General features: G+C 39.2%; 6 protein-coding genes and 1 pseudogene. 3 read left to right on the plus strand and 4 right to left on the minus strand.

Going from position 1 to position 11,229, the window contains the following annotated elements:
* Positions 1-1,003 precede the first annotated feature (1,003 nt).
* A complete protein-coding gene (locus DW862_RS01395) occupies positions 1,004-2,557 on the plus strand; it encodes an ATP-binding protein (protein WP_004305188.1) in 1,554 nt (517 codons plus the stop codon).
* Positions 2,558-2,604: 47 nt separating this feature from the next.
* Here the strand turns inward: DW862_RS01395 and DW862_RS01400 are convergent, their stop codons facing one another.
* The 4 genes from DW862_RS01400 to DW862_RS01415 all read right to left on the minus strand — a co-directional run bounded on the left by DW862_RS01400 (position 2,605) and on the right by DW862_RS01415 (position 9,178).
* A complete protein-coding gene (locus tag DW862_RS01400) occupies positions 2,605-3,456 on the minus strand; it encodes a DNA/RNA non-specific endonuclease (RefSeq protein WP_032849519.1) in 852 nt (283 codons plus the stop codon).
* 210 nt (positions 3,457-3,666) lie between these two features.
* Positions 3,667-5,739, minus strand: a complete 2,073-nt coding sequence (locus tag DW862_RS26125) for a DUF6359 domain-containing protein (RefSeq protein ID WP_207895129.1) — start codon at positions 5,737-5,739, stop codon at positions 3,667-3,669.
* Between the two features lie 20 nt (positions 5,740-5,759).
* The gene (locus tag DW862_RS01410; protein ID WP_008776004.1) at positions 5,760-6,602 is read right to left on the minus strand and encodes a DUF5689 domain-containing protein; all 843 of its coding nucleotides are present in this window, start codon (positions 6,600-6,602) and stop codon (positions 5,760-5,762) included.
* Between the two features lie 47 nt (positions 6,603-6,649).
* Positions 6,650-9,178, minus strand: coding sequence for a TonB-dependent receptor (locus DW862_RS01415; protein WP_004299561.1), 2,529 nt, complete (start codon positions 9,176-9,178; stop codon positions 6,650-6,652).
* A 200-nt stretch (positions 9,179-9,378) separates the two neighbouring features.
* On the opposite strand from DW862_RS01415, the gene DW862_RS01420 reads away from it, so the two are divergent.
* The gene (locus tag DW862_RS01420; RefSeq protein WP_004299560.1) at positions 9,379-10,404 is read left to right on the plus strand and encodes an endonuclease/exonuclease/phosphatase family protein; all 1,026 of its coding nucleotides are present in this window, start codon (positions 9,379-9,381) and stop codon (positions 10,402-10,404) included.
* Positions 10,401-11,177: pseudogene (locus DW862_RS01425) on the plus strand (DNA/RNA non-specific endonuclease); the annotation flags it as partial. The gene DW862_RS01420 and the pseudogene DW862_RS01425, both read left to right, overlap by 4 nt.
* Positions 11,178-11,229: the final 52 nt, after the last annotated feature.

An 11,229-nucleotide genomic window follows, 5' to 3' on the forward strand; every position in this document is an offset into this window, starting at 1 on the left:
TTTTTAAATGTGGTGGAAATATGGAAATAAATGCTGGAAGTTATGTATATTCAGCAAGCCAGCTCAATTATAATTCTTGGGGATTTGGTTCAGGACAGCCATATCCCTAAAAATTGATTCATTCCCGTACGGGTTTGGCTCATTCTCTGTACGGTTTTGAATAAAATAATGGAGTATTCTGGAAACGTTGTGGTAAATCTGAAAAAGATGATTGAGTTTTTAAGATTCCCCGTTATCTTTTTATTATAAGATATGGGTCCAGGGTGAGGGGTGGTGAGGGTAGATTTATAACCTTTTATTTTATTATTTTCTATACTATCTCCTTTTTTTATTCTCAAAAAAAAATACGAAAGTTATAAATCTACCCTCACCACCCCTCACCCTGGACCTATTCATTAGCGCACCGTTTAACTCGTTTCTATGCAGTTTTGATTCTTTTCACCACAGAGGACACGGAGGACACAGAGGTGAATTGGGTTTATGACTTACGGTTGTGACCCTAATTTTGATGCGTAATCCTTCCTCTATAAAGTTGAAAAAACATAAAAACATCTGCACCTGCAACCAAACGCGTGTAATACACTAGTTGACAAACAGTTGGAACGTTGCAGATACCTGCGGCAGATAGGTTGCAGATAAAGTATCTGCAACACGTTATATAATCAAAGAAAAAGCCTTGATTCCTTGATGCAAAGCTATGGGATAATTGGGGTGACTCTATGGAGAAATGGTGGTGTCTCTACGGGGAAACGACAGTATCCTTACGTAGAAACTGTAGTGTCCCGCCTTAGAAACTCTCGTTTCCTACCGTGGAAATTGTAATTTCTAATGCCGGAAACGACAGTTCCCCGCCTGGAAACGGGAAGTTAATGTATACAGTATGACTGTTTTCTACACTTCATTCAGTTAAAAGCAACTATACTTATACTTTCCTCTTTTTAAAAGCAATGAAGTACCCGGAAATTTATTACCTTTGTGTAATTGATTTATAAAACCGGAGTATATGAGCACTAAAATTTATCCCATTGGCATACAGAATTTCGAAAAGATTCGTAATGACGGCTATTTATATATTGATAAAACGGCATTGATGTATCAAATGGTAAAAACCGGTAGTTACTATTTCTTAAGCCGCCCGCGCCGCTTCGGAAAGAGTCTGCTCATCTCTACTCTTGAAGCCTATTTTCAAGGAAAAAAAGAACTGTTTACAGGACTGGCTGTAGAAAGGTTGGAAAAGGATTGGATTAAATATCCGATACTACATCTGGACCTTAATATCGAAAAATATGATACGCCGGAAAGTCTGGATAATATACTCGAAAAATCGTTGACTGCATGGGAAAAGCTCTATGGTGCCGAGCCATCCGAACGCTCATTTTCCCTGCGTTTTGCCGGTATCATAGAACGCGCCTGCAAGCAGGCAGGACAGCGCGTAGTTATTTTGGTAGATGAATATGATAAGCCCATGTTGCAAGCCATCGGCAACGAAAAATTGCAAAAACAATTCCGGGACACTTTAAAACCTTTCTATGGGGCACTCAAAACAATGGATGGCTATATAAAGTTTGCGTTCTTGACCGGCGTTACAAAGTTTGGCAAAGTCAGTGTGTTTAGCGACTTGAATAATTTGGATGACATCTCAATGCGAAAAGATTATGTTGAAATCTGCGGTGTCAGCGATCAGGAGCTTCATGAAAACTTAGATATCGAACTTCATGAGTTTGCAGAGACGCAAGGTTTGTCGTATGACAAGCTCTGTACAAAACTAAAAGAATATTATGATGGCTATCATTTTACACATAATTCTATCGGTATATATAATCCGTTTAGTCTGCTCAACGCTTTCAAATATAAAGAATTCGGCAGTTATTGGTTTGAGACGGGGACACCTACCTATCTGGTTAAGTTACTAAAAAAGCATCATTATGATCTGGAACGGATGGCACACGAAGAAACTGATGCACAAGTACTGAATAGCATCGACTCCGAATCAACCAACCCGATTCCAGTGATTTACCAAAGCGGATACCTCACCATTAAAGGATATGACGAACGTTTTGGCATATACCGTTTAGGTTTCCCCAACCGTGAAGTAGAAGAAGGATTCATTCGCTTTCTGCTTCCTTTTTACGCGAATGTGAATAAGGTGGAATCCCCATTTGAAGTTCAAAAATTCGTCCGTGAAGTAGAAACGGGAGATTATGATTCTTTCTTCCACCGCCTGCAGAGTTTCTTTGCCGATACGACTTACGAAGTAATCCGGGAGCAGGAACTACATTATGAGAACGTACTTTTCATCGTTTTCAAGCTGGTTGGCTTCTATACCAAGGTGGAATACCACACTAATGACGGGCGTATAGATCTCGTGCTACAGACAGAGAAGTTCATTTATATAATGGAATTCAAGCTAAACGGAACAGCAGAAGAGGCTTTGCAGCAAATTAATGACAAACGCTATGCGCTACCTTTCGAAGCGGATGGACGGAAACTATTCAAGATAGGAATTAACTTCAGTGAGAAAACCCGTAATATCGAAAAATGGGTGGTAGAATCCTGAAGTATACCCCGCCTTGAAAAGAGACTGTTATTATTAACGTGGTGATCTTATTCCAATCCCGGCCACGCTTTTGTTGAATACGTAGACTCAAGCGCATTTTCTAAATTATCATTCAGATTTGGGAAGAAATCAATTCCTGTCTTTTCTTCCAGTTCATCTATTGATAATGCATAGTCAACAAGTTTTATTGTTTTTGACGGTTTGCTGTCCGTATGTTCCATCCAGAAAGCAATTGCTTTGAAAGAATCTCCCTTTTTAAACAACAAAGCCATATAATAATATTTAGGAACAGGCTTGCTACGGTCGCCACCTATATATTCTTTGACTTGTTCTTCCTTATCAATCGTTCCGCCTTTTACTACATACAAGGTATCTGAAGCTGTACAGCTACGCCCCCATGACTGTACTTGCCCTTCCAATGCCAACCAAACACCTGTATTAAAATTGTTCCGTTGCGGACTCATATTCGTGTAATAAAAGGTTTGGTCGTTAGCTTCTTGTCGATAAAGTCTGTCGGCAGAAGCACAAAGATGCCCTCTATCATAACCTTTTTTCCCAAAATCTACTTGAGTACGCTGATATTCCGTATCAAGAGAAGGGTCCGGAATAAAATTATCGCCACGAGTTGCCCCTTGCAGTCTAGTTTGATTATCGAATCGAAAAGCAACCCAACGGGAATGCTTCTTACTCTTATCGTATTCCATACTGAAAGAGGTTACTTTCTGCCCATTGAAAGTGGTGTAGTGTGTTACAAACACATCGTTTGCACCATTGCGAAGTGCAGGTAGTTCTACGATGCCAGTGGCAAAATTATTGGAGTCGTTATTATCATCTTTATCACAAGCACAGAAACTTATACATAACAGACTCAACCCCCAATATAAAAATCTATAATTCATATATTGTATTATTATAATCAAACAAAATGGACGAAATTATATCTATCAAATAAATTCATTTAAATAAGCCATACAAGCTTCACGAACAAATATGAGAAACTCATAAAATTAGCATCTCTCTCATTCTTCTTTCCAGGATAAGAATAGAACAAGAGAGATGTTAAACTTAGATTAAAAGATTGCAATTAACTTATTGTCATAAAATGTATGTCATTCCTTCACTTCAACAACTTCAAAGTCATCAAAATAAATAAATCCAGAATTATCGCCTTCTTTATAAGTTCTCACTTCAAAACGTAATTTATTTGCTGTAGCTGGTGCTAGCAATGTTTTAGAATACTGTTGCCACTCTACATTATCAACAGAATAAGTACTAGGACGTAAATCATTAACATGATCATTCAAAGTAGTAGTTCCATCTACCCAGAATATCCACGGACGAGTTCTTGCATTTGGAGTATTATCCAAATACCAATATGATATTCGATAAGTTTTTCCTCCTTCAATTGTTATTTCCTGTTGAAGTTTATTGGTAGCTGTTGCATCCTGTTTCACGGAAAAGTTACCTCCGTGCACTATTGATGCTTCTTTGGTGATACCTGTATTGTAAGTTGCATTATCCCATGCCGTAGGTAAAGCCGCAGTCCAAATTTCAAATCCTGGATTAATCACCAAATTACCTTGTTCTGGCTCCGGGTCTACTCCTCCACCTCCTACAATACCTCCATCTTCAGTTTTCAAACTTGCATCATCTATCAACAAATCTTTTCCCGGACTTTTAGGATTCATAACAACCAAACATATCTTCTTTTCTTCTGTCAAAGAAAATGTGTAACTTTTTGTAACCCAATCCGCATTAGTGATCTCATTTACATATTCATCATATACATAACTTCCAGGTTTACCAGCTTCATCAATTGGAACATACCCCAAACGAGCACTAGTCTTATCAGCTGTAGCAGCCTTAAAATAAGCAGAAAACACATAAGTACCAGCCTTCAATGTCATTTCTATGCTACCTAGTCGCTTATTGCTTGATGGGTCTCCCTTTACTAAAACAGACGATGTACCACTCCGCTTATCAGTAGACTGTTCTAGAGTTGCACTGCTTGCTGTAGATACAGACTTCCAACCCGTCGGATATCCATCAGCCCAGTTTTCAAAACCTCCATTAGTTAACAATTCAGTACCTTCTCCCGGTCCAGGAACTTCTCCGCCTCCTTCACCATACAAAATATCATCAATTCCATAAGTCTGTACCTCTTCACCTCGCATTGCCATATACTGGAAACCAACAAAACCATTCTGCCCCGCATAAGTACTTAAATCTACCTTTAAATCACTTGTCCATTGATATGTACCAGAAGTAGGGATACCAGTAACAGATATTTCATGGCGTTCCATTTTACCATCTTTCATCTGCAAGAAGAATACCTTCAGAGACATTGTTTCAGAATACTTATTTACAGTAGCTTTAAAAGTAAATTGCTTATCGGCATTAACTGTAAAATAAGGAGTCACAAACCAATATTCTGCTGTCTCACCACTATTTACCCCATAAGTTGAAGCTGCCAAATATTTTTGAGGATCATAAATAGCACCTTGCCAAATTCTATTTCCTTTAACAGCCTTATTAATCCAACCAGCTTTTGAATAATCTGCCTGATGTTGAACATCGTCAAAATTATTAGATAAATCTACTAATGGAGCTACTGAAGTATCTAATCCCAGAGGATTATCAGGATCTAAATCTTCTCCACCTTGTTCTTCGCCAATCTCTTTATTATTAAATACTGCAGCTGTTGTATTTATCAATGCTGCTTTTCCAAAACCAGCACTTAACTCACCTTGAATCAACAAGATTCCTCCTTTATTTTCAGGATGGTCTTTCAAGTTTAAAGCAGTAGACAGTTCACTTCCATTCTTTATTTTAACCGGCAAGCATTTACTTTCATTGGTTTCATCTGGACTTTCAGCAATCAGCACATTAGATGTTATAGTAAAAGGAGCTGTAAAGCTGGCCTTATTGCCTGCAAATTCCCCTTTATCATCATATACATTTTCTATAGCACCCACAATATATCCTTGCACCCAAGCTATGGAACCGTCTTGTTTCTGTTGTGCAGCTTCTATATTATATGGATTCTCTTTCGTACCATCACCCGTCAGTCCCGGAACATCACCTTCTCCCAATATATCATAAGGAGCCGGTACATCACTACATGAACTAAATGTGAACACTGTAAGCAGCGTCAAGAATAAAGCATTTAGAATCTTTTTCATAATTATATGTGTTAATTGAATTAATTATTTCGTTTGATATCGTTTAAAGTACGAACAACAACCTCCCATTGGTTATTGTAACGCAATAAAATACCTGTAATATTTACACTGCCCTGTGGCATCACTTCCATTGAAAAATTAGCATAAGCGCTGGTATAAAGGAATAAGTTACTTCCACTCTCCGTACCATCGGCATAAGTAAAATAACGTTTTACCGATCCCTCATCACCCGGAGCGTAAGTCGCAATTCCATCTGCTTCGGTAAGTTTCACATTTTTGAAGGTAACCAATACCGGAGCTTCTTTCAAGTTTATAGCAGCAAGTTCGGCAGGAGTGGTAATTTCAATCGGTGTCAATTCCGAATAGTATAACTTAGGTTCGTTTATCAAACGTACATGTTGTTTCCATACATATTCCGGCATACGTCCTACTGCATTATTATAAACAGTTCCGATCTGCGCCTGTTTACGATAGCTACCTATCTGCAAACCCTTACAGTCAATCACTACTTTCTGACCTACCGGGCAGAATGCATACAATCCGGTTGCATTAACACCAATAACGATCGCTCCTGTTTCATCTGCCACCACGAGCTTCTTATACAAGTTTCCACTTTCATCATCGCAGGTAATTACCCCTTCAATACGCGTTTCACCTTCGATAGTCGTATAAGTATCTTTGCTTGTATCGATGAAATCATTGTATTTCTCTTTCAACGCCGCTATTGAAATCGTACGTCCTTCCGGGATCGAGTTATTGCCATAAGCATTTCCCGTCACCGGATTATCATAGTTCTCACAGGAAGTGAGGCCTGCGCCACATAGCAGTAATCCGGTACATAATATAGATAGTAATTTCTTCATAATTGTTTCTTCCTTTCTTTTTGTTTTGGATTGATAACTACACATTCTTAAAATCTATAACCAATGTTCAAGAAAGCATTGAACGGGAATGCGTAGAAATACTTAGAATTCTTGGAAAACTTGTAAACACGTGCGTCACCGTCTTTGTAATTATCATCACGGTTTTGTTCGAAACCACCTGTACGCAAATCTGTATTGTTCAGGATATTAGTCAAACTTAAATTGAGACTAATACTCTTTCCATTGCGCAAACGGATATATTTTCCAATAGAAGCATCCAACATAAATCCGCCATCCAGTTTCTCCTGACCCGGTACATTGAGAACCGGATTTCCGTTAGCATCTACACCAGCACCATTCTTATCCAATACACTGCCAAGACGACGATAGCTTGAGAAATCGATATATACACGATCATAATAATTTCCTGTCAAATTGAAGAACCAACCTTTTACGTTATAATCCAAAGCAAGACTATAAGCAGAAAGCGGAGTGCCATTGGCACGCATACCTTTAGCATAAACACGGTCGAGGTTTGACTCATTCTCACTTTCATACGTCAACACAGCATCCGGATTATTGGTATACTTAGCTTCGCTCCAAGTACCGATAGCTGTTAATGACAGCTCACTTGTCAATTTAAAGGTAGCAGCAGCTTCTATTCCCCAATGTTCCTTTTCAATACCGTTCATAGAAAGATAAGTGAAACGTGCTTCGCTATCGTTATAGAAAGCATCCATTTCTACTTGATTCTGGAAACGAGTGTAATAACCCGTCAAACGTCCCATCACCCAAGGAGTATTGAAGTTGTAAGTCAAATCACCACCAATGATACGCTCTGTTTTCAAATCTCTCACAAAATCGTTCTTAATACGCGGAGCGATGAAAGAATTGTAAGCCAGCGGTGCACGTTCTTCATATCCGGCATTCAACGTAAAGGAATGATTGCCATTGATAGCCCAATTCAGACCAGCTTTTATACCGCCTTCCAGGAACTTCGCCGTACCGCTACTACCTAGTGATTTCAATGGCGCACGTCCGTTTCTCATCAAGCCATCACGGAACATTTGTGTAGATCCGATTTTACCGGAAGCAAAATAATTTAATGATCCACCATTATTACCCTGATAACGTACCCATGCGCTCTGCTTATTCACATAGATGTTATAGTCATAACCAAATTTATCACCTTCACCAATACGACGGTTAGGATTATCGAGGTCATTCTGCACCATGCTGGAACTAGCGCCATGGTCACGTACTGCGAACTTGTCGACATCCGTATAAAGTTGTCCACCCAGCAAGTCTTTCATTTTCTTATAATGCATACCTTTGGTTGTATTCACTGCAATTCCGGCAACATAGCTATTGCGCTCATTCCATTGATGATTGAATACAGAACTTAAGTTGAAAGCTAACTGGTCGTCGTGACGTTCTTCCACATAATAAAGCGTCTCTTTACCTAATGCATTCGCTTGTTTATTGGCAAAATAAAGAGCATCCCAATCCAACTGACGATAAGCTTTATTATTCTTCCAATTATCAGTAACCTCATTAAACTGCTGCAGTTCATCGGCAGTAGGAACGGATTCCCACACGTCGAAGATAGAGCTAGGCAACTTTTTATAATAATCCGGACGCGGATCGGCTGCATTACCATTCCAGCCCAAAGCACTTTTGCCATAATTGGAATATTTGAATCCGGCACTCGTCACCAGTTTCTTATTATCATCAATGGTGAAATTCCATGAAGCGATGGCTGATGGCTCGAACTGGCGTACAATACGCGCATTTCTTTTTTCTCCATTCTGATATCCCCAGTTCGGATTATAATAATGACTGTTTGCTAAATAATAGGCTTCTTCAGTTGCCGCCATTTGCTGCCCTCTCTCTGTAGGTGTTCCCCAAGTTGCCAAAGAAAGACTATGGCGATCATTGAATACTTTCTCTGCACCGAGGAAGTAAGAAAAAGAGTTGTACTTGATTCCTTCAATATTTCCCTCGTTACCCCAACGATATCCCAATGAACCGGTAAAGGCCCATCCATTATTCATCAGACCTGTAGAATAAGTATACATTCCACGCAAGATATAGTTGCGGTTACTACCTGATAAGGTTAGTTTTGAACCGGCCGCATATTGGCTGGCGCGTAAATTGATATTGGAAGCTCCCCCTATGGCTCCGAAAGTAAAGTTGTTAATTTCAAAAGGACCGATCCCCTCCTTATTACGGGTAGCATCGTTCAATCCTCCTATTAATCCGTAACTGAAACGTCCTGTTTCTGCATCATTAAACTGTACCCCATTGATATACATGTCACTATACTGGGAATCATATCCCCTCACACGAAATCTCATTGGGCTAAACAGATAACCTACATTTGACAGATAAACATCATTGTTAGAAGTGACCAATGCAGATGTGCTCTGTGCTGCATCATCATCCTCATTCAATTGTGATTCTGTAAACATGAAAGAAGCATTGTCCTCACGGGCGTTTTGCTTTGCCTTTTGCTGAGCAAAAAGTGCTGGCATTAAGCAAAATAGCACGATCGCTAACCCTAGTCGTTGTTTCATAATTTAATTTATATTAATGTTAATTGGTCTTTCGCCTTGCAATACAAATGAAATAAGCTGTTACGCAAAATAACAAAGAATTTTATAAATAACAATGTTTTTCACAAAAAAAGTAACTCGTAAGGGTGGGTTTTTCGTTTTCTTTTTAGATATTTGTCATACAAATGACAAATTACCCACTTTTAAAATCAATTTCAAAGATGAAAAAAAGCTTAATGACTTTAGGTGTACTCGCTCTTTTCGTCCTCATGGCCTATGGACAGGAAAAGAAATTTGCCCTCTACAGTGTAGCGTTCTACAATATGGAGAATTTGTTTGATACCATTCACGATGAAGGTAAGAATGACTACGAGTATCTTCCTAACGGTACTAATCAGTGGAATACGATGAAGTATAAGGCTAAGCTGAAAAACATGTCGGAAATATTAAGCCTGTTAAGTACCGACAAGTTGCCAATGGGTCCCGCCATTATCGGCGTTTCTGAAATCGAAAATTACAGAGTATTGGAAGACATACTGAAGCAACCGGCTTTAGCAGACAGAGGGTACCGATATGTTCACTACGAAGGAGAAGATCAACGTGGTGTGGACTGTGCTTTCTTCTATAATCCCAAATTGTTTGAACTGACAAATAGTAAACTCGTACCTTATGTATATATCAATGATACAGTGCATAAGACACGTGGTTTCCTGATTGCCAGCGGCAATATCGCAGATGAGAAAATGCACTTTATCGTCAATCACTGGCCTTCGAGAGCTGCCGCTTCTCCAGCACGTGAACGCGCAGGAGAACAAGTTAGAGCTATCAAAGATTCACTGTTAAGGGAAGACTCCGCAGCCAAAATTGTTATCATGGGGGATATGAACGATGACCCGATGGATAAAAGTATGGCTGTAGCACTTGGAGCTAAACGGAAACCTGTTGATGCAGGTCCTACAGACTTGTACAATCCATGGTGGGATACTTTGAAGAAAGGATATGGAACTCTGATGTACAAAGGTAAATGGAATTTGTTCGATCAAATTGTATTCACCGGAAATTTGTTGGGCACTGACCGCAGTACACTGAAATTCTATAAACATGAAATCTTCAGCCGTGATTTTATGTTCCAAAAAGAAGGAAAATATAAAGGATATCCTAAACGGACACAGGCAGGTGGTGTATGGCTAAACGGATATAGCGATCACTTGCCTACTATTATTTATCTAATTAAAGAAGTGAAATGACAAAAGCATTATTTAAACTATTCATCCTGTTCATAACTTGTAGCACTGCAATCTCATGTAGTGAACAGGATTCGCCTGAACTTCCAGACAACTCAGGCAATACCAATCAAGGAATTGCCTCTATTGACCAAACACAAATCAATGCCAATGGAGGCGGATTTATCATTCGTGTAAAAGCTGATGGCACATGGCAGGCTTCAAGTAGTGAGACTTGGTGTACATTGAGTAGAACATCCGGCAATGGAAATGGCTCTATCAGTGGATATATGAAAGCAAATACCGGAGCTGAACGAAGTGTCATTATTACAATCACAGCCGGAAAAGAGGAGGCCAAATTCACACTCAAACAATTAGCAGGCAATGGTTCAAATCCTGTTCCAGATCCGGAAAAACCTTCGGGATATGCAAGCATGCTTGAGATTCCAGCGTTAAAAGGTGGAAGTATGAACCAATTTATCACTCATACAACTAAACGGAATGGCAAAGATTACCCAACTTATAGTTTGGAATACAGTTACAAGTATAAACATTCTTATTGGATAGCTTATCGTTTCGACAATACAACAGGCGGAAATGTTGGACGTAATGAAGCATACAAACCCGATCCTGAATTACCATCACAATATGCGGCAAAGCACAACGACTATACAAATTCCGGATATACTAGAGGGCATTTATGCGCATCATCAGACAGACAGTACTCCAAAGAGGCCAATCAACAAACATTCTATATGTCAAACATAAGCCCGCAATCTGGTAACGGATTCAATCAAACCTTAATTCCGCAACACTATTATAAAATATTTTTTTTAAGTACCTGAGCAA

Origin of the sequence: Bacteroides sp. AM37-9 (assembly GCF_003603455.1) — a bacterium.
GTDB classification, from domain to species: domain Bacteria; phylum Bacteroidota; class Bacteroidia; order Bacteroidales; family Bacteroidaceae; genus Bacteroides; species Bacteroides xylanisolvens.

Coding starts and splice junctions, on each gene's coding strand:
- DW862_RS01395 (WP_004305188.1), top strand. CDS start 1,004: ATGAGCACTAAAATTTATCCCATTGGCATACAGAATTTCGAAAAGATT.
- DW862_RS01400 (WP_032849519.1), bottom strand. CDS start 3,456: ATGAATTATAGATTTTTATATTGGGGGTTGAGTCTGTTATGTATAAGT.
- DW862_RS26125 (WP_207895129.1), bottom strand. CDS start 5,739: ATGAAAAAGATTCTAAATGCTTTATTCTTGACGCTGCTTACAGTGTTC.
- DW862_RS01410 (WP_008776004.1), bottom strand. CDS start 6,602: ATGAAGAAATTACTATCTATATTATGTACCGGATTACTGCTATGTGGC.
- DW862_RS01415 (WP_004299561.1), bottom strand. CDS start 9,178: ATGAAACAACGACTAGGGTTAGCGATCGTGCTATTTTGCTTAATGCCA.
- DW862_RS01420 (WP_004299560.1), top strand. CDS start 9,379: ATGAAAAAAAGCTTAATGACTTTAGGTGTACTCGCTCTTTTCGTCCTC.